Consider the following 19323-nt stretch of genomic DNA (forward strand, 5'->3'; position numbering starts at 1 on the left):
CGTTTTCAAACATCTTCATTCATGGTATGTTCGCTCGATCATTTTCTTTTGCGCCCCAGCCATGCTGAAAGCCGAACGCCACCAACGCATCCTCGAACGCATCCAGCAGTCTGGTGCCGCCGTGACGGTGCGCGATCTCGCCCAAGCCTTCTGCACGTCGCCCATCACCATCCGCCGCGACCTGATCGAACTGGGTGAACGCGGCCTGCTCGAGCGCACCCATGGCGGCGCAATCGCAACGCGCGAGGTGCTGGCTGAGGGCAGCGCGCGCTACGAGATGTACAGCTATCCCGAGCGCCACCTGCAGCAGGCAACGGAGAAAGCCCAGATCGCGGAGTGCGCCGCCCAGTTCGTCTCGGACGGCGACAGCATCCTCATCAACGCTGGCACCACTGCCCATGCGCTGGCGCAGGCGTTGCGCGGCCATCAGGATCTGCACGTGATCACCAATGGCTTGACGGTCGCTGCCGCGCTCTCGCAAAGCCATCTTGCCCATGTCTATGTGCTCGCCGGCCGGCTCGACGCACGCAAACAGGCGACTATTGAGCGCCCCGACTCCGACGGCTTCCCGGACATCCAGATCCGCGAGGCATTTCTGGGCGTGCATGCTGTCTGTGCATCAGGCATCTACATGCGCGACAACGAGGATGCCGCCATGAACCGCGCCTTCGTCGCATCGGCATGCCTGGTCACGGTGCTGGCCGATCACACCAAACTCACGGCACATGCAAGCTTTCGCATCTGCGGCTGGTCACAGGTGCACCGGCTGATCACCGATCCTGGCGCCGACGCACACGTGCTGGAAAGTATCCGCAGCCAAGGGGTAGAGGTCGTGGTGTGTGGCCAGGACGGGGCGGCCACCAGCGCCTGACACGCCGCTGCCGCGCCCGCGAATCAACCAGCGCCCGCGGGCAGGCGTGGCACATCCTCCACGGGGATCCGCTGGCAGTCAGGCAGACGGCATGGGACAGCGCGTCGGCACGGCCCCAATGAGGCGCGTTGCCATGCGACCATCGTCACGGGCAAAAGCCGCAGCCGAGTGGTTCAGGGGGTGCTCCACGTGCCGCGGCACGACCGTAAAAATCGCTCGCTCGCAACAATCACTGCATACCGCACCCGTCACCGGGCGACGCTGGCGCTCGCACACGCGCGCCCTACTTGCGCCGCGCAAAACGCACGCCGGCCACGTTGGCGACGGCAGCGAGCACCGTGCGCAGCTGCGTGGCATTGGGCACCTCGACGGTAAAGACCATGCTGGCAACGGCTTTGTGCGACCGTGTCTGCACGCCGATGACATTGGTGCGCTCACGCGTGAACACGTCGGAGATGTCGCGCAGCAGGCCCTGTCGGTCCGCTGCCTCCACCTGGATTTCCACCGGGTACACGGCGCGTGCTTCGCCGCTGGTCTCGTTCCAGGCCACGTCGATGACCCGCTCAGGCGTGGTCTCGAGCATTTTCTGGAAGTTGGGACAGTCGGTTCGATGGATGCCCACTCCCTTGCCCCGGGTGATGAAGCCACCGATTTCGTCGGGCGGCGCGGGCATACAGCACTTGGCCAGGTGGGTCATGAGGGAGTCCATGCCAACGACCAGCACCTTGCCACCCGAGCCGGTGCCGCGCGGCTTGCGCACCACCAGGTTGTCGTGGCTGTCCGCCTCCTCCGAGTCGGCGCGCAGTAGCACCTCCAGCGTGCGCAGCGAAAATTCGTCCTTGCCGACGACCTCGAACAGGGCCTCGGCGGACTTGAAGCCCAGCTGCGCGGCGATGTCGTCGAGTTTCCAGGAAGTCTTGCCTTCACGCTGCAGCACCTTCTCGACAATTTCTCGCCCCTTGGCGATCGTCTCCTGCAGCTGCAGCGCGTTGAAGTACGCCCTCACCTTGCTGCGCGCCCGTGCGCTGCTCAGGTAGCCCAATTCGGGATTGAGCCAATCACGCGAGGGCCCGCCCTCCTTGGCGGCGACGATCTCCACCGTCTGGCCGTTCTGCAGCGGGGTATTGAGCGCCACCATCGTGCCATCCACCCGGGCGCCGCGGCAGCGATGGCCCAGGCTGGTGTGCACGGTATAGGCGAAATCGACGGGCGTTGCGCCCTTGGGCAGCTCGATGATGGACGCGTTGGGCGTCAGCACGTAGATGCGGTCATCGAACAGGCCCAGCGCCCGCACCTCCTCACTATCGGCGAATTCGCGCTCCCATGCCAGCAGCTGGCGCAGCACGGCGATCTTGGCATCGTACTCGCCCGTGGCGGACACGCCCGCATAGCCCTTGGTGCCGGCTTCCTTGTAGGCCCAGTGCGCCGCCACGCCGTTTTCGGCATGGTCGTGCATTTCCTGGGTGCGGATCTGCACTTCCACAGGCCGCCCCTGGCCGTCACGCACGACGGTATGCAGCGACTGGTAGCCGTTGGGCTTGGGTTTGGCGATGTAGTCGTCAAACTCGCTATCGATGGGCGTGAACCGGGTGTGCACCCAGCTGAGCGCCTCGTAGCAATGGGGCACGTCCGCCACGATGATGCGCAGCGCCCGCAGGTCGAACAGCTGCTCGAACGCCAGCGACTTGCCACGCATCTTCTTGACAATGCTGTAGATGTGCTTGGGCCGCCCCTGCACGGTCGCCTCGATGCCGCGCTCGGCCAGCTCCCGGCGCACGGTATCGCAGAGCTCCTGCATGTAGTGCTCGCGCTCGCGGCGCTTCTCGTCGAGCTTGGCGGCGACCTCGCGATAAGTATCCGGCTCGAGAAAGCGAAATGCCAGGTCTTCGAGCTCCCACTTGAGCTGCCAGATGCCCAGCCGGTTGGCCAGCGGCGCAAACACGTACAGGCTTTCCTCAGCCAGCAACCGGTCAACCGGCACCTTGTGGGTGGCGTGGTAGCGCAGCGTCTGCAGCCGCGAGGCCAGGCGAATCAGCACCACGCGCAGATCGCGCGAGAACGCCAGCAACATCTTGCGCACCGTCTCGGTGTGCTCGATCTTGGCCTCGCCGCGCTTGCGCGCTCCCGATCCACTGCGCGCCTGGCCCTGCACCTGCATGAGCTTGGAGGTCTCCAGCGCCAGCGATGCATAGGTGCTGCCGAAGCGGCGCGTGATCGCCTCTTCGGGGTGGCTGAGATGAAACGACGCGTAAATCAGGTAGGCAGCAGCCTGCATCGCCTCGGAGCCACCAATGGAGTCCAGGATGGCAGCCACTGCATCGGCATGCTCCCACATACTCTCGCCACTGTTGAGGTGCTCATCGACCAGCAACGGGCGGGCAAATTCGCGCGCGCGTGCCAACACGTCGGCCTCGCGCGGCAGCATGGCAGAGGCAGCGCTCAGCAGCAGGGGCTCACGCCCCTGCACTCGCTTGCGCGCAACCTGCGCCAGTTCGGGATTCTCGGCAATCGGTGAATTCATGTCTCTGCGTTTTACCGCCACTATACGCGTGGGAGCAAGTCCTGGTCTGTCGGCAAAGAACCTGTTGACGATCTTTTCTGGCATTGCATGGCGCTGCCAGGAAATGCCAGGCAAGGCGCTAGCCCGCAAGCTGCACGGACCACCGTCCGGCTAGGACTTGCAACACCCAAGCGGTACAGACAGCTCCCTTCAAGGGCAGCCAAGCAAAAGCGCACGGGATGGCGTTTCCCACCTTGCCCGCCGCACCTTTGCCTGACTGCGCAGTGCGAAAAAAGATCGTGAGCAGTCTCTCAGACCCACGCCCTGGCGGACAAGCAGATATCGGGCCTGTGTGCAGCTTCTCAAGATGGGAAGAGAAATGCCTCCACCACCGCGATCTGGTCCGCATGCACCAGCGTTGGCGCATGACCGACGCCTTCGAACTCCACCAGCTGCGCCCTTGGTCCGCGCTGGCGCATTGCCTGCGCCGTCGCTGCGCTGAGCAAGTCCGACTGCGCGCCTCGCAGCACCAGCGTCGGCATGGTCAGCCCGTCGTAGAGTGCCCACAGCAACGCCTGCGCCTGCGCCATGGACTCCCGATTCATCAACTGAAATCCCTGCGTCAGCGCCGGATCGTAGTGCAGCACGACGCCCGCGCCGGTGCGGGGCCGGAACATCGGTGCCGACAATGCCAACCACTGCGCATCGTTGTGCGGTCCAAAACCGGCGGCAATCTCGCGCAGGTAGAGCGCGCCCTGCGCCAGATTGTCGAATTCTGTCTGCTGCCCGATGTAACTGCCGATGCGCTCCAACCCTTCCCAGGCAATCTCTGGCCCGACGTCATTGAGCACCAGTCGCGCCGGTGGCAGCGGCGGCATGGCCTGTGGCATGCCGGCCACGCCCAGTCCGATCAGCCCCCCCATGCTGGTGCCAATCCAGTCCAGCCGGCGCACCGGCGTGCCGGACAGGGCGGCCTCGGCGCTCACCTGCGCCACCAGCGTCAGCATGTCGGCCACATAAAGCGGAACCTGATAGGCCATCGGGTCGGCCAGCCAGTCGCTTCGCCCCCGGCCGGCCACGTCCGGGCAGATCACGCGCGCGCGACGCTGCAGGCGACGCGCGAGGACATCGAAATCACGGCCATTGCGTGTGAGACCATGCACGGCAAGGATTACATGCGTGGCGTCAGCGCCCGGCAATGCGGGCCAGTCCCAATAGGCCATGCGGTGACTATGGGCGTCGCCAGGCCCGTTCGGTCCAGGCTTGCTGGCACCGGCACACTGCACGTAACGCAGGACGGGCTGATCGGATGCGGCATTGCTGGACATGCGTTTTCTCCCGGAGACGAGCCAAAGACCGCGGTGCACACGGACACAGTGCACGCAGGTGCTAGGATGCGCCGACGCCACTTTCTCGAACTGCGGCGGCATTGCCGCATCCTAACCGTGTCATGCAAACAATGGAGGTAGGTATGGACCTGATAGGCAAGACCGCGCTGGTAACAGGCTCGACCAGCGGCATCGGCCTGGGCATTGCCCAGGTATTGGCAGCCAGGGGCGCCCACATACTGGTCAACGGCTTTGGAGATTCACAAGCCCCGCGCCAGTTGATCGAACAGGCCGGCGCCGCACACGGCATCCGCACGGCCTACCATGGCGCGGATCTGAGCCAGGTGACCGAGATCGAGGCACTGGCGGCCTACGCCGAAAAGGAGTTCGGGCGCATCGACATCCTCGTCAACAATGCCGGCATTCAGCACACCGCACCGGTCGAAGCATTTCCCGTCGAGAAGTGGGACGCCATCATCGCCATCAATCTCAGCAGCGTGTTTCACACGACTCGGCTGCTGCTGCCTGCGATGAAGCAGGCCGGCTGGGGCCGCATCATCAATATTGCGTCGGTGCACGGGCTAGTCGGCTCGGCTGAAAAGTGCGCCTACGTCGCTGCCAAGCATGGTGTGGTGGGCTTTACCAAGGTCGTCGCACTGGAGACTGCCACCACCGGCGTGACGGTCAACGCCATCTGCCCCGGCTGGGTGCTCACACCGCTGGTGCAAAAACAGATCGACGCGCTGGCTGAAAAGCACGGCATCAGCGAGGATGCCGCACGGGACATGCTGCTGGGTGAAAAGGAGCCCTCCAGGACGTTCACAACGCCACAGGAACTCGGCGAGCTGGCCGCCTTCCTGTGCTCGCCTGCCGGCAACAACGTGCGCGGCGTGGCCTGGAACATGGACGGCGGCTGGGCCGCGCAATGACCGTGGCCTGAGTGGCGCAGTGCATGCGCGCCTGTCACGCTTACTGCGCCTGGCGGGCAAACCATGCCCTGGCCTGCGCACAGTCGCGCGCAATACCTTCCGTGAGTGCCTGCAGCGAAGGATAGCGTAGCTCGTCATGGAGCTTTTCCAGCAGCTCCACACGAATGATCCGCCCGTAACCGCCCTCGGGCCCCAGTTCGTCGGGCCACTCTAGGCAGTGCGTCTCCAGCAGCACGCGGCCGCCGTTGACATCGTTGGGATCCAGCGAGGGCCGCACGCCCAGATTGGCCACCCCGGGCAGCGGCCGCTCGCCGAGACCGTGCACCCGCACGACAAAAATGCCGCTGGCGGCCGGTTTCCAGTGCTTGAAGTGCAAGTTCAGCGTGCGAAAACCATCCTCACAGCCCGTACCGGACGCCCCCAACGCCCGTCCGAGCTTACGGCCATGCAGCACATGGCCGCTGATGGTGTAGGGGCGTCCCAGTAGCTTCGCAGCGTCCTGCATACGGCCCTGCTCCAGTGCCCGGCGCACTTCCGAGCTGGAGACGCGCAGCCCGTGCACCTCGTAGCTGTTCATGCGCGCTACGTCAAAGCCATGGTGCCGACCGAGCGCGTCCAGCAATGCGTAGTCGCCCTTGCGGTCCTTGCCGAACCGGAAGTCATCACCAACCAGCACGTAGCGCGCCCTGAGTCCCTGCACCAGCACCTGCTGCACGAAGTCTTGCGGCGTTTGCGCCGCCAGCCTGGCATCAAAGCGCAGGATCACGGTCTGCTCGACGTGGTTGGCGGCCAGATCAATCAGTTTGTCGCGCAGCGTGCCCACCCGCGCCGGGGCAATCTCCGGCTTCTTGAGCACCTGCGCAAAGTAGTCGCGCGGATGCGGCTCGAACGTCAACGCACAGGTGGTCAGGCCGCGATTGCCCGCTTCGCCGCGCAGCAGGGCCAGCATGGCCTGGTGGCCACGGTGCACGCCATCGAAGTTGCCAATGGTCACTGCCGTGGCAGGCGCCAGCGTCTGGTGCTTGAGGCCGAGAAAGGTACGCATGCGAATTCCATCCATGCCTGTCGCCCACCCGCACACGCCATGCGCAACGAGCCGACGCTCCGGGCTGCGTCCCCCAGCCGCGGCATTGCCGCGTTCGCTCCTAGCAGCCGAGCGGCAGATCGGACGATCAGGACAAAACGCGCATTATGGAGGATGCCGAGGCGCCCATGGCCAGTGGCGCCCGTTCGATCAGTCAATGGCGCTGGCGTGCTCGTTCATCCAGGCGCTGACGACGTCCAGATGGTAGTGGGCATCGCCCCACAGCAGGCCTAGCTGCGTCAGGCGCTTGAAATAGTGGCTGCCGATATACGCATCGGTCATGCCGATGCCCCCGTGCAGCTGCACCGCTTGCTGGCCGACGTAGCGCATACTCTCGCAGAGCTGGTACTTGGCCCGGGAGACGGCGATGCGCCGCTCGGGCGCATCCAGCTTGAGCCAGGCGTAGTAGCTCATGGACCGCCCCAGCTCCAGCTGCATCTGCATGTCCGCGATGCGGTGGCGCAACGCCTGAAAGCTCGCAAGCGGCACACCGAATTGCCTGCGCTGGTTGAGGTAGTCAGCAGTCAGCGCAAGCGTGCGCGCCATCACCCCCACACCAAGCGCGCAGGCGCTGGCCGCCCCCAGCAGCAGTATCTGCGACACCACAGCGTCAGCCTCGGCAATCACGCACTGCGCGGGTGCATCGGCGAAATGCAATTCGGCAGCGCGGCTGCCATCCTGCGTCAAATAGCCTTGCATCTGCACGCCTGGCGCACCACGTTCGACCAGAAAAATGGCGCTGCCACCATCGCGCATCGCAGCCACCAGCCAGGCGTCGGCATGGTCGCCTGCAGGCACCAGCGTCTTGGTGCCGCTGAGACGGTACTGCCCGCCTTCGCGCCGCGCGTGGACGCCAAAACCCTCTGAGCGATAACGCATGGTCGGCTCTTGCCACGCAAATGCCAGCATGGCCTGCCCTGCCGCAAGGCGCGGCAGCCAGTGCGCGGCGATCTGCGCCTCGCCGGCGGCCAGGACCTCTGCCGCAATCAGCGCCTGCTCCAGCGGCTCCAGCACCAGCGCCGCGCCGAGTTCCTCCAGCGCAACCATGGCCTCCATGGCCCCCATGCCCATGCCGCCATGGGCCACGTCCACGGTCAGGCCCGTCAGGCCAAGCTCCGCCAGCGCCTGCCAGATGCCGCGATCAAAGCCTCCGCCTTCGACGATGCGGCGACGCTGCGTGAACGGATAGGCGCGTTCAGCCCATTTGCGCACCGCTTCGCGCAGCTGCTGCTGGTCTTCGGTGAAATTCAGATTCATGGTCTTGTCTCCTACTCGTTCCTGCCATAGCCTCTGCGCGGCTCAGCCCAGCACCGTCTGCGCGATGATGTTGCGCTGCACCTCGTTGGAGCCGCCATAGATCGTCGTCTTGCGGTAGTTGAAGTACTGCGCAGCCAGAGGGGCATGCGCAGCATCTCCGCCGGGAAAATCGCCTTGCCAGCCTGCATCCATGGCTTCCTGAATGAATGGCAGACTCGCAGGCCCTGCCGCAAGCATCTTCAGCTCGGTATAGCGCTGCTGAATCTCGCTGCCGCGAATCTTCAGCAAGCCTGCAATATCAAGGCCGTGGTGGCCGCTGCGCATCGCCGAGAGCACGCGCAGCACCAGCATCTCCAGCGCAATGACATCCACCTCCAACCGGGCGATGGCATCACGGAAGCGCTGCGCATCCCACAGCCCTTGTGCATCGGCCAGCTGCTTAAGCCGCGCCAGTTCGCGCTTGGCACGGTGCACATCGGCAATGTTGGTGCGTTCGTGGCTGAGCAGATATTTGGCGTAGGTCCAGCCCTTGTTTTCTTCGCCAATGCGGTTGCCCACCGGCACCTCGACATTGTCGAAGAACACCTCATTGACTTCACACTCGCCGTCGAGCAGTTGGATGGGCCGCACCGTCACACCCGGTGCGTGCATGTCGATCAGCAGAAAGGAAATGCCCGCCTGCGGCTTGCCCTCAGTGGAGGTGCGCACCAGGCAGAACATCCAGTCGCCGTACTGGCCCAGCGTGGTCCAGGTCTTCTGGCCGTTGACGATGTAATGGTCACCGCGGCGCTCGGCGCGCGTTTTCAGCGCGGCGAGGTCCGAGCCGGCATCCGGCTCGCTGTAGCCCTGGCTCCACCATACTTCGCCACTGGCGATGCCGGGCAGGAAGCGCTGCTGTTGCTGTGGCGTGCCATAGGCCATGATGACGGGCGCCACCATTACCGGTCCGAACGGCACGATGCTCGGTGCGCCAGCGCGGGCGCATTCCTCGGCAAAGAGGTAGCGCTGCACCGCATCCCAGCCAGGGCCACCGAACTCCCTGGGCCAGCTGTTGGCAAGCCAGCCCTGGCGCCCCAGCACCCTGGCCCAGCCCTGCAAGTCCTCGCGCGTCAGGCGCAGGTTGTGGTTGACCTTGTGCGCCAGCTCGGCCGGCAGGTTGTCCTCCAGCCACTGGCGTACCTGTGCGCGAAATGCCTGCTGTTCGGGCGTGAAATGCAAGTCCATAAAGCCTCTCGGGTCTATTGCCTGATGCGATGCCTGCAGATGTAACACGCAGTCTGGCGTCACCCCTGTCCGTTGAGCGACTGTCAGGCCGGTGCACGCAGGGGTGCGCAGGAGGCACTCGCCGTGGTTGCACAAGGGTGCATCTGCGACAATGCGCGCCTCATGAAAAACATCGTCATCCTGATCTCCGGCGCAGGCTCGAACATGGCCGCAATCGTTGAGACCGCCCAGCGCGAGCACTGGCAGGACACGCTGGGCGCACGCGTGGCCGCCGTCGTCAGCAACCGCCCGCAGGCCAGCGGACTGGCATGGGCCGATGGACGCGGCATCGCCACTGCGGTGGTGGACCACCAGCACTTCACACGTCGTGAGGACTTCGACGCGGCGCTGGCGCGTGCCGTGGCCGCCTACACGCCCACGCTGGTGGTGCTGGCAGGCTTCATGCGCGTGCTCACGCCCGTTTTCATAGGGTGCTTCGCCGGCCGCATGCTCAACATCCATCCATCGCTGCTGCCGGCCTTCCCCGGCCTTAATACCCACCAGCGCGCGCTGGACGCCGGCTGCCGCTTTGCCGGTGCCACGGTGCACTGGGTCACGCAGGAGCTCGACAGCGGCCCGGTCGTGGACCAGGCCATCGTGCCCGTGCTTCCCGGCGACGATGCTGCTGCGCTGCGCCGGCGTGTGCAAAGCCAGGAACACGTGCTCTATCCACGCGCCATCCGTGCCATCCTTCCCACACTGCAAGCGCCATGAATCTTTCTGCCGACACCGCTGCCACGCGCAACAGCGGCGACAGCGCCCCCGCTCGCTACCTGGTCGAGGCCACGGCGCAGGTATTGGAACAGGTTGGCCGCTTCGATGCACCTGCCGATGCCCAGATCGCGCAGTTCCTGCGCGCCCATGGCAAACTGGGTGCCCGGGACCGCCAACGGCTGGGCGATGCCGTCTATGCAGCGCTGCGCCACTGGCGCCTGCTGGCGCACTGGCTGGCGCATCCCGAAGCGGCGCTTCCAGCTGCTGCGCGCACCAGAGTGCTGGCGCTGCTGGCACTGGCCGCGCCTGGCGTCCAGCCCGTTCCCATTGCGGAGCAGACGCTGCGCCAATGGCTGGCCCGCGCGCAAGCCTGGGCACCGCCGCAGGAAGCCGATTGGCTGGTGCAGCTGGCCGCGACGCAGGCCTACGCCACCTCCGCTCTGCCTACGGCCTGCCAGCACAACCTGCCTGACTGGCTGGCCAAGGTCTTGCAGGAACAATATGGGCAGGACGAATTCTGGCAGTTGCTGCACACGCTGCGCCAGCCCGCACCGCTGGACCTGCGCGTCAACCTGATGCGCGGCAAACGCGACAAGGTGCTGGCCGAGCTGCGCCAGCAAGGCATCGCCGCCGATGCCTGCCGATACTCGCCATGGGGACTGCGCGTGCAGGGCAAGCCTGCGTTGCGGGCGCATCCGCTGATGCAAAGTGGCGCCATCGAGGTGCAGGACGAGGGCTCGCAACTGCTGGCAGTGCTGACCGATGCCCGGCGCGGAGAAACCGTCATCGACTTCTGCGCCGGCGCCGGGGGCAAAACGCTGGCGCTGGGCGCCATGATGCGAGGCACCGGCCGGCTCTACGCCTTTGACAGCTCCGCCCACCGTCTGGCCGCGCTGGCGCCGCGACTGGCCCGCAGCGGCCTGCAGAACGTGCACACCATGGCGCTTGACGATGAGCGCGACGAACGCCTGCAACGCCTGCGCGGCAAGGCCGATCGGGTGCTGGTGGATGCGCCCTGCTCGGGCCTGGGCACGCTGCGCCGCCACCCCGATCTGGCCTGGCGTCTACAACCCGAGCAGCTTGCCGCCCTGCAGGCGCGGCAGCTGCGCATCCTGCAGGCGGCGCACACTCTGCTCAAGCCTGGCGGCACGCTGGTCTACGCGACCTGCAGCCTGCTTGAGGCGGAGAACCAGCATGTCAAGCGCCTGCTGGAAGCGGCCGAGCCGCAGCTGGTGCCACATGACCTCACTGCGGTGCTGCGCAAGCACGGCCTGGAGGAACTGGCCGCAGGCCAGCAGGATTGCAGCCATCTGGCGCTGTTGCCGCACCTGCACCAGACCGACGGTTTCTTCATCGCGGCCTGGCGCAAGCAGGCGCACTAGCGCGGACTGCGCAATCAGCCTGCGTCTTTACCTGCCGCGCAGCTCGGCCTGGGCCGCCGCCAACTCTTCGGCCATGGCCTCGTCCACACTCCGGCGCACCACGCCTTCAAGCTCTTCCCGCAGGCCGGGCAGCAAAGCGCGGGTCTGGCGCTCCACTACCGCGGCAATGACGGTGCCGACGCGCTCTGCCAGTACCGCATCGACACGATGCATCAGGCGGTGCAGCAGTTGCTCCTCAAAGTCCGGCGGCAGCATGGCGCGCAGATCCGCTACCGACAAGGGCGCCGCACCGGCGGCATGGGACGCCTCTGCCGCCAAGGGCGATGGCGGCAAAAACGGCGGCGGCAACGCATCAGCATCTGGCTCAGCGGCGCTGCGCACTGGAGCGTGCGGCTGCATCGCCGCTCCACCGCAATCAGCGTCTGGTACTGCTGGCGCCGCAAGCGGCTGCTGCGCAGACCGTGCCTGTGCAGCAGGCAGGTCCTCGTGTGCGTCCGTTTCGGCTGGCGGCGGCAGCTCGACGATTTCCGTGAGCGTGGGCACGAAGCGCGCCACGGGGGGCAGGGAAGTGTCGCTCATGCGGAAGGCCTCAGCAGGTCGTGTCCGTGCAGGGTGTAACCGCGCTGCTGGTAGTACCGCCAACGCTGGCGGGCGCGCTGGCGGTCGACTTCATCCGCACGGGCAACCAGTTCGTAGACATGCTCGAAGTGACTGAAACCCTCCGCCACCTCGTCGTGCAGCGACACAAGGCCATGCACACGACCGTCGAGCTGCGTGGCCTGCACGCGCTCGGCCAGCAGGATGGGCGCGTGCACCGGCGCGTCCTGCGCGCTATCGAGCATGTCGTGCGCAATGAAATCGCTGGCATCCATCTGCCAGAGCTGAGCATCCAGCTGCTCCAAGAGCGGCCGCGGCGCCGTGATGACCAGCGGCCGGTCCTGTCCGAACGCCTTGCGCGCCAGCCTGCAGGCAAACTGCAGCTTGTGCGGCACATTGAAGTAAAAGTGCACGTTGGTCATGGCAGGATTATCCAACGTGCCAGGCAGCACGCAACGGGCATGGGTCAGCGGCCCCCATCAGGCCGCTGCCTGCGGAGACCATCCCAGTGCCTGCAGGTCGCCACCGCTCAACCAGCGCCATTGGCCTGGCGCAAGCGTCTGCGGCAACTCCAGCTGCCCGATGCGGCTGCGATGCAGCGCCTCGACGCGGTTGCCCACAGCAGCCACCATGCGCTTGACTTGGTGGTACTTGCCTGCGTGCAGTGTCAGGCTCAGATGGGTCGGACTGTGCTGCGTGCAAGCGTCCGCACGCACGGTTGCATGCGAGTCATGCAGCACGACACCCTGCAACAACTGCTGGATCTGGCGCGCCGTGACGGGGTGCTTGGCGCGCACCTCATACACCTTGGGCACCTGATGCCTGGGAGCGCTCATGCGATGGATGAAGGCGCCATCGTCGGACAGCAGCAACAGGCCAGTCGTATCCTGATCGAGCCGGCCAATGGCCTGAACACCGGGCTTGCCGCCCTTGACCGGCCGCTGACGCAAGGGTGCTGGCAGCAGCGTGTAGATGCTTGGATAGGCCGATGGCCTGGCCGAGCATTCGGTCGCTACCGGCTTGTGCAGCATGAGGTAAGCCTTGGCCTTGTAGGGCCAGACCTCGCCCTGTACACGCAGCATCAGCGCGCCGCCAGCCTCGCTGGTATCGAGCTCCTGTAACGCATCCTCTGCCCGCTGCCAGTCGCCTTGTCCCTTGCGCCAGTCCACCAACCCGGCCTGTACCAGCCCGAAGCAGACCCGGCGCGTGCCGAACCCCTGCGAGAAAAGAATGTCTGCCAGTTGCATCACGATGCCGTTACCCAAAGCCTGTTGCAAGTTATTTCATACGCTGCGTTGCATCGCCGCACTCACTCCGGCGCCTGATCAGCGTAGAACTGCTGGATCACATCCCAAGCCTGTTCGGGCTCGTCGCAGTACGTAAACAATTGCAGATCCTGCGCAGCAACCATACCCTCCTCGACGAGCACGTCCAGATTGAGCAGCCGCTTCCAGTACTCGGTGCCAAAGAGCACGATGGGCAGCCGCTTGGCCTTGCCCGTCTGCACCAGCGTCAGCACCTCGAACAGCTCATCAAGGGTGCCAAAGCCGCCCGGGAACACCACCAGCGCCTTGGCGCGCAGCAGGAAGTGCATCTTGCGCAGCGCAAAATAATGGAACTTGAAGCTCAGCCCCGGCGTGATGTAGCGGTTGCCGCTTTGCTCGTGCGGCAGGGTGATGTTCAGCCCGATGTTGAGCGCGCCGGCCTCGTAGGCGCCGCGATTGGCCGCCTCCATGATGCCCGGCCCGCCGCCGGTGCAGATGATGAAGCGCTTTTCCACCGGCTCGGATTCGCAGGCACGCGAGACCAGATGCGCAAAGGCCCGCGCCTTCTCGTAATAGACGGCGTTGCGAACAGCCCGCTCAGCCTGCGCGATGGCTGCTGCATCACCGCTGGCGCGGGCGCTGTCAAGGCGCTCCTGCGCGGTCTGCGCATCCAACATGCGAGCACTGCCATAGACCACCACGGTACGCTGAATACCGCGCGCGGCCTGCTCCAGCTCGGGCTTGAGCAGCTCAAGCTGAAAGCGGATGCCGCGCGTTTCCTTGCGGGTCAGGAACTCGGGATCATCGAATGCCAGCCGGTAGGACTGCGGCTGCAACGCCTTGGGATTGAGCACGTCGGCGTCGATTTCGTCGATGGAGTGAGTCAGTGTTTCGGAAACCTGCGGAGGAATGGATTTCATAGCTCTGTTCGTCTGGGATAAGCACGGCTGCGGCCGCAGCGGTGTATAAGAAAGAGAAAGGGATGGCCTACCCGCCCGCAGGCGGCGAGAGGGCAGCGCACGCCAACTCCGCCATAACCTGCCCCTGGCGTATGGCCGTACCGGGCTGCCAGCGCGGATTGAGCGCAAGGCCGCTGCCCGGTGGCAACAGCACGATCACCGTCGAGCCCAGCAAGAACCGCCCCATCTCCTGCCCCTTGCGCAGGCTGACCGCCGGATTGGGCCCGTGCGCGTAGTCCCAATGGCGCAGTTCCCCGGTACGCGGCGGGGTGACAACGCCGTGCCAACGCGTGGCAATGCTGCCGACGATGGTGGCGCCAACGAGCACCAGCACGAATGGCCCGTGCGGCCCCTCGAACCAGCAGACCACCCGTTCGTTGCAGGCGAACAGCTGGTCGATGCCCGCCGCCGTCACCTGATTGACGGAGAACAGGTCGCCTGGAACATGCGTCATGCGTGTGAGCACCCCGTCGCACGGCATATGGATGCGGTGATAGTCCCGCGGACTCAGGTACAAAGTGGCAAACAGCCCGTCGTTATAGGCTGCTGCGCGCTGCCGATCGGCCAGCAGCGCTTCCACCGTGTAGTCACGGCCCTTGGCCTGCAACAGACGCCCTGCGCGCACCGCCCCCAGCTGACTGACAGTGCCGTCGACCGGGCTGATCAAGGCGCTGTCGGCCTGCGGCCGCGCATCCGGCCTGAGTGCGCGGGTGAAGAAATCGTTGAAACAGGCATAGCTGGCCGGATCGGGCTGCTGCGCCTCGGCCATCTGCACCCGATAGCGGCGGATGAACCAGCGGATGAAGGGTTGCGCCACCCAGGGCTGGCGCACATCGGCCAGCCAGCCGACAAGGCGCGTCAACGCCCGGCGCGGCAGCAGGTGCTGCATGGTGAGAAAAAGGCGATCGTTCACAACGGTGCTAGAGCAACAAAAATGCGCAGGGCAAACGAACGATTCTAGGGGCTACCGCGACAAGGTCCTCATTGGCACTTTCGCGCTCACATGAAAAAGGGGCTTCGCGAAGCCCCTTTGGCGACAACAGCCAGAACAGTTACTGCTGGGCAGTCCGCTCAATCTTGGCCTGCTTGAACAGCTGCTCCTGGTACTCCACCAGCTGTTGCTGCGCCAGCGCCTCCTCAATCTGGTCACGCACCGCATCCAGCGCAGGCGGCTGCGCCTCGCGAGTGTCGTTGAGCTTGAGAATGTGCCAGCCAAACTGCGTCTTCACCGGCTCGGCGGTCAGCTCGCCCTTTTTCAGCTTCGTCAGCGCCTGGCCGAACTCGGGAACGTACACGTCGGCCCGTGACCAGCCCAGATCGCCGCCACGGCTGCCAGAGCCCGGATCCTGCGATTTTTCCTTGGCGATCTCGGCGAACTTCGACGGGTCCTTCTTCAGCTGCGCCAGGATGGCCTTGGCCTCGTCCTCGGATTCCACCAGGATGTGCGCGGCGTTGTACTCCGTGCCCTGGTTGGCAGCGACGAACTTGTCATATTCCGCCTTGATGGCCGCCTCGGTAATGGGATTTTCCTGCTGGTGTTTCTGAAACAGCGCACGGATCAGGAACGTCTGGTGCGCCAGCGCCATCTCTTCCTTGAAGGCCTCGGACTGGTCCAGCTTGTGCTTGAGGGCCTCCTGCTCGAAGACGGCGCGGCGAATCAGCTCTTCCTGGACGTGCTGCTGCAACTCCGGCGTGGTTTCGCGGCCTGCCTGCTTGAACTGATCGATGAAGAAGTCGTAGCGCGCCTGCGGAATCGGCTGGCCGTTGACGACCGCGAGATTCTCGGCGGCGGAAGCGGGCAGCGTGGCCGCAACAAAGGTTGTGGCCAGCAAGGCAGAGAGAAGGTGTTTTTTCATGAAGTCTTGATCCATTTCCAGGACAGGTTACGGCCGGCGGGGCCATGGCTTGCGAAGGCGCCGCCGCACGCCACTGACACATCGATTGACGGCATTGCGGTCGGCATTTCCTCAATCGACCATGACAGGAAACCGGCTATTTGAGTTCAATAGCCAGCGCATGCAGGCCAGCGTCGAAAAAATCGCGCAGCGCATCATACACAAGACGATGCGCCGCCACGCGACTGAGCCCGCCAAGCGCCGGGGAGGCAATCCGCACGCGAAAGTGCGTTCCGAAGCCGCTCCCGTTGGCGCCGGCGTGCCCGGCATGTTGCTGACTCTCGTCGATGACCAGAAGTTCCGTCGGCGCCAATTGCTGGCGCAGCCGCTGTTCGATGGCAGCGGCCGTGACCGTGAGCGATGGTGCTGCTGGCATGGCGCGTCAGGGCTGGCGCGAGGAATCGCGCACGGCAGGTGCTGCCTGCTTCTGCGCCGGCAGGGTCATGTGGCGGCTTAACAGCAGGATCACGCCCATGAAAAACAGGAAGGTGATGACCGGGCTGCCAAAGGTCTTGTAGTTGACCCAGGCCGCCTCGCTGAAATTCTTGGCGATGACGATATTGAGCACGCCCATGACAGTGAACAGCCCGACCATGCTCCAGGCCAGCCTGCGCCAGGCAAAGTCCGGCATCTGCATCTGCGCCCCCAGCAACGCCTTCAGCGGGTTCTTGCGCAGCACCACCAGCGAGCCCAGCAGCACACCTGCCAGCAGCCAGTTGACGATGGACGAGCGCCACATGACGAAGATGGGATTTTGCAGAAACAGCGTCAGCCCGCCGAACACGCCGATCAGTATCATGGAGACCCACTGCGAAGCCTGTACCTTGCGCCCAGCCAGCAGCGTCACGACGATCTGCACCGCCGAGGCCCCGATGGCCGTGGCCGTGGCGGCATAGATGCCCCACTTCACATACGCGATGTAGAACAGGATGAAAGGAAAGAAATCAAACAGAAACTTCATGGAATCCAAATCGTGGAGCGTAGCCGCCAGCCGCAGCGACCGCTGCGTCAGGGCGCATTCTAGGCAAGTCGACAAAAACCTTGGTGCCGGCGTGCCGCGACCAGGAGGTCAAGCAACGTTCAACCCAGCGGCGCCATGTGCGGGCCCTGGCTCACTTCTGCGGCGTGAAGCCCATGGCCGCGGAGTTCATGCAATAGCGCAGGCCCGTTTGCGTGGGTCCATCGGGAAAGACATGGCCCAAATGAGCGCCGCACTGCGCGCAGAGGATTTCCACCCGTGTCATGCCATGACTGTGATCCGGGCGCTCGACGATGGCACCGGGCAGCGCCTGATCAAAGCTCGGCCAGCCACAGCCCGCGTCGAACTTGGCATTGGCGTCAAACAGCGGCGCATCGCAAACGATGCACTGGTAGCGGCCTGGCTCCCAGAACTGCGCAAAGCGCCCAGTGAATGGCCGCTCGGTGGCGGCGTGACGCGTAACCTCGTAGGCCATCGGCTCGGCGTCCTTCTCGGCAAGCCTGGCACGCCATTCGGCATCGCTCATTTGTTTTGGAAAGCTCATGACGAACAACTCACTTGTATGTCCTGCGCCCAGCTGGGCGGAAAGTCGGCATAGGCCTGCGCGGCAGGCCCATCTTCATACGGATTGTGCAGCGCTTGCAGCAAACGCGCCACCTCGCTGAAATCCCCCTGCTCGGCCCGGGCGATGGCCTGCTCTGCCAGGTGGTTGCGCAGCACCACGCAGGGATTGACGCGCAGCATCCGTTGCCGACTGGCGGCATCGGCATGGGCGTGCAACCAGTCGCGATACTGCGGCAGCCACGCATCGAACGCCGCGCGGTCACGCATGACATCGCGCACCGCGGAGAAGTCATCTGCGGCGACAGCATGCGAGAGCCTGCGCCAGAAGATGGTGTAGTCCGTGCGCTCGACTGCCATCTGCTGCAGCAGCGGGTCGAGCACGGCATGGACGGTTTCCTGCGGCACGTCATCGCGACCACCCAGCTTGGCGGCCATCTGCCGCGCGAAGTAAAGGGGAAACGCGGCCTGATAACGATCGATCACCGCGACCGTGCGCGCATCGTCCTCAATCAGCGGCGCCAGCGCCTGCGCCAGCGCGCGCAGATTCCAGTAGCCAATCGCCGGCTGCCGGGCCAGCACATAACGCCCCTGTGCGTCGCTGTGGTTGGTGATGCGATAGGGCTCGAAGCCGTCGAGGAACTGAAACGGCCCATAGTCCAGCGTCAGCCCGAGCACGCTCATGTTGTCGGTGTTCATGACCCCGTGCACGAATCCGACGGCCTGCCACTGCGCCAGCAGCTGCGCCGTGGCTTCGGTGACCTGCGCCAGCAGGCACAGATACGCGGCAGCGGGCCCGTCGAACTGCGCCAGCGTGATACCTGTCTGTGTAGCCAGTTGCGCCCCCAGGGTTGCCGCCGCGTAATCGGCCAGCTGTCGCAGCGCGTCCAGCTGCTGGTTGGCCGAGAAGTGTTCGAAATGGCCAAAGCGCAGGAAACTCGGCGCCACCCGCGTGAGAACAGCCGCCGTCTCCGCCCGCTCCCGGTACACCGGCGTGGCAGACCCCACCAGCGCGAGCGCGCGCGTGGTGGGGATTCCCAGCCCGTGCATTGCCTCGCTGCACAGGTACTCGCGGATGGATGAGCGCAACACCGCGCGGCCATCTCCCATGCGGGAATAGCGCGTGCGACCGCTGCCCTTGAGCTGCAGCTCCATCGGTCCGACAGCCGCCTCCAGCGTCCCCAACAGCAGGGCGCGGCCATCGCCCAGGCGACCGGCCCAGACGCCAAACTGGTGGCCGCTATAAACCGTCGCCACAGGACTGCAGCCTGGTGGCACGGCATTGCCGGCCAGCACCTCCAGCAAATCCGCGCGAAGCTGCGATGTGGTCGCAGGTTGCGCCAGCCCGGCGGCCTGCGGCGCACCTTGGGGTGGCGCATAGAGCCAACGCTCCCACTCCAGCTCATGCACCAGCGCATGATTAAAGGCCACCCAATGGGGCGACTGCAGCGGCTGCGGCCGGGTGGGCGTGGCAAACACCGCGCCCAGTGCCGCAAAACCGTCTGCGCGCCACGGCCAGCGCATCTGCGCGCCGTTTTGCCCGGTTGCAGTCGATGCGAGGAAGTCAGAATGCGGGTGCTCTTGCATAGGGCACCACTTTGCCTGAAAACGCGCGCGCGGTCTTTCCGCCTGTCCCCGCACCGGGTATACCCTGACCGCTAGTCAAGAAAACGCCCTCTATCCTGTCCCGGCCTGTGCCCATAATCCTGTCGTGCACGTCTGCCGCCCGTGCACCGCGC

General features: G+C 65.2%; 19 protein-coding genes. 4 read left to right on the forward strand and 15 right to left on the reverse strand.

Annotated features, from left to right (window positions below):
* Window positions 1-61: 61 nt before the first annotated feature.
* Window positions 62-871, forward strand: coding sequence for a DeoR/GlpR family DNA-binding transcription regulator (locus AAV94_RS04710; RefSeq protein ID WP_046741184.1), 810 nt, complete (start codon window positions 62-64; stop codon window positions 869-871).
* Between the two features lie 283 nt (window positions 872-1154).
* Here AAV94_RS04710 and AAV94_RS04715 read toward each other — a convergent pair whose 3' ends face one another.
* Both AAV94_RS04715 and AAV94_RS04720 read right to left on the reverse strand, forming a co-directional pair.
* Window positions 1155-3392 carry a RelA/SpoT family protein gene (locus tag AAV94_RS04715; RefSeq protein ID WP_084824743.1) on the reverse strand — a complete coding sequence of 746 codons (2238 nt, stop codon included), beginning with the start codon at window positions 3390-3392 and terminating at the stop codon, window positions 1155-1157.
* Between the two features lie 341 nt (window positions 3393-3733).
* Complete coding sequence (locus tag AAV94_RS04720) at window positions 3734-4699, reverse strand: alpha/beta fold hydrolase (protein ID WP_052754915.1); 966 nt, start codon at window positions 4697-4699, stop codon at window positions 3734-3736.
* Between the two features lie 143 nt (window positions 4700-4842).
* Between AAV94_RS04720 and AAV94_RS04725 the strand changes: the two genes are divergently transcribed.
* Window positions 4843-5628 carry a 3-hydroxybutyrate dehydrogenase gene (locus tag AAV94_RS04725; protein WP_046741286.1) on the forward strand — a complete coding sequence of 262 codons (786 nt, stop codon included), beginning with the start codon at window positions 4843-4845 and terminating at the stop codon, window positions 5626-5628.
* 40 nt (window positions 5629-5668) lie between these two features.
* Here the strand turns inward: AAV94_RS04725 and AAV94_RS04730 are convergent, their stop codons facing one another.
* From AAV94_RS04730 to AAV94_RS04740, 3 genes are all read right to left on the reverse strand, one after another.
* Complete coding sequence (locus AAV94_RS04730) at window positions 5669-6673, reverse strand: bifunctional riboflavin kinase/FAD synthetase (RefSeq protein WP_046741287.1); 1005 nt, start codon at window positions 6671-6673, stop codon at window positions 5669-5671.
* A gap of 189 nt (window positions 6674-6862) precedes the next feature.
* A complete protein-coding gene (locus AAV94_RS04735; RefSeq protein WP_046741185.1) occupies window positions 6863-7969 on the reverse strand; it encodes an acyl-CoA dehydrogenase family protein in 1107 nt (368 codons plus the stop codon).
* Window positions 7970-8011: 42 nt separating this feature from the next.
* Window positions 8012-9193: an acyl-CoA dehydrogenase family protein gene (locus AAV94_RS04740; RefSeq protein ID WP_046741186.1), complete on the reverse strand. Its 1182-nt coding sequence runs from the start codon at window positions 9191-9193 to the stop codon at window positions 8012-8014.
* Window positions 9194-9355: 162 nt separating this feature from the next.
* Here AAV94_RS04740 and purN point away from each other — a divergent pair, with 162 nt between their 5' ends.
* Complete coding sequence (gene purN / locus AAV94_RS04745; protein WP_046741187.1) at window positions 9356-9946, forward strand: phosphoribosylglycinamide formyltransferase; 591 nt, start codon at window positions 9356-9358, stop codon at window positions 9944-9946.
* Entirely contained in the window at window positions 9943-11328 is a 1386-nt protein-coding gene (locus AAV94_RS04750; RefSeq protein WP_046741188.1) for an RsmB/NOP family class I SAM-dependent RNA methyltransferase, read from the forward strand. Before purN ends, AAV94_RS04750 begins: the two co-directional genes overlap by 4 nt.
* A gap of 27 nt (window positions 11329-11355) precedes the next feature.
* Here AAV94_RS04750 and AAV94_RS14590 read toward each other — a convergent pair whose 3' ends face one another.
* From AAV94_RS14590 to AAV94_RS04800, 10 genes are all read right to left on the reverse strand, one after another.
* On the reverse strand, window positions 11356-11907 hold the full coding sequence (locus tag AAV94_RS14590) for a hypothetical protein (RefSeq protein WP_084824744.1): 552 nt from the start codon (window positions 11905-11907) through the stop codon (window positions 11356-11358).
* The gene (locus tag AAV94_RS04760; RefSeq protein WP_046741189.1) at window positions 11904-12347 is read right to left on the reverse strand and encodes a DNA polymerase III subunit chi; all 444 of its coding nucleotides are present in this window, start codon (window positions 12345-12347) and stop codon (window positions 11904-11906) included. The genes AAV94_RS14590 and AAV94_RS04760 overlap by 4 nt, the downstream gene beginning before the upstream one ends.
* Before the next feature lie 57 nt (window positions 12348-12404).
* Window positions 12405-13172, reverse strand: coding sequence for a 16S rRNA pseudouridine(516) synthase (locus AAV94_RS04765; protein WP_046741190.1), 768 nt, complete (start codon window positions 13170-13172; stop codon window positions 12405-12407).
* A gap of 62 nt (window positions 13173-13234) precedes the next feature.
* Window positions 13235-14110, reverse strand: coding sequence for an LOG family protein (locus tag AAV94_RS04770; protein WP_052754916.1), 876 nt, complete (start codon window positions 14108-14110; stop codon window positions 13235-13237).
* A gap of 67 nt (window positions 14111-14177) precedes the next feature.
* Window positions 14178-15062, reverse strand: a complete 885-nt coding sequence (gene asd, locus AAV94_RS04775) for an archaetidylserine decarboxylase (RefSeq protein ID WP_046741191.1) — start codon at window positions 15060-15062, stop codon at window positions 14178-14180.
* Between the two features lie 139 nt (window positions 15063-15201).
* Window positions 15202-16005 carry a foldase protein PrsA gene (locus tag AAV94_RS04780; protein WP_046741192.1) on the reverse strand — a complete coding sequence of 268 codons (804 nt, stop codon included), beginning with the start codon at window positions 16003-16005 and terminating at the stop codon, window positions 15202-15204.
* Window positions 16006-16141: 136 nt separating this feature from the next.
* A complete protein-coding gene (locus AAV94_RS04785) occupies window positions 16142-16420 on the reverse strand; it encodes a BolA family protein (protein ID WP_046741193.1) in 279 nt (92 codons plus the stop codon).
* A 6-nt stretch (window positions 16421-16426) separates the two neighbouring features.
* Window positions 16427-17005 (reverse strand): septation protein A, encoded by a 579-nt coding sequence (locus AAV94_RS04790; protein ID WP_046741194.1) that lies wholly within the window; start codon window positions 17003-17005, stop codon window positions 16427-16429.
* Between the two features lie 151 nt (window positions 17006-17156).
* Window positions 17157-17567 carry a peptide-methionine (R)-S-oxide reductase MsrB gene (gene msrB / locus AAV94_RS04795; protein ID WP_046741195.1) on the reverse strand — a complete coding sequence of 137 codons (411 nt, stop codon included), beginning with the start codon at window positions 17565-17567 and terminating at the stop codon, window positions 17157-17159.
* Window positions 17564-19171 carry a protein adenylyltransferase SelO gene (locus tag AAV94_RS04800; RefSeq protein WP_456236135.1) on the reverse strand — a complete coding sequence of 536 codons (1608 nt, stop codon included), beginning with the start codon at window positions 19169-19171 and terminating at the stop codon, window positions 17564-17566. Before AAV94_RS04800 ends, msrB begins: the two co-directional genes overlap by 4 nt.
* Window positions 19172-19323 lie beyond the last annotated feature (152 nt).

The sequence above is a fragment of the Lampropedia cohaerens genome, assembly GCF_001005215.1.
GTDB classification, from domain to species: domain Bacteria; phylum Pseudomonadota; class Gammaproteobacteria; order Burkholderiales; family Burkholderiaceae_C; genus Lampropedia; species Lampropedia cohaerens.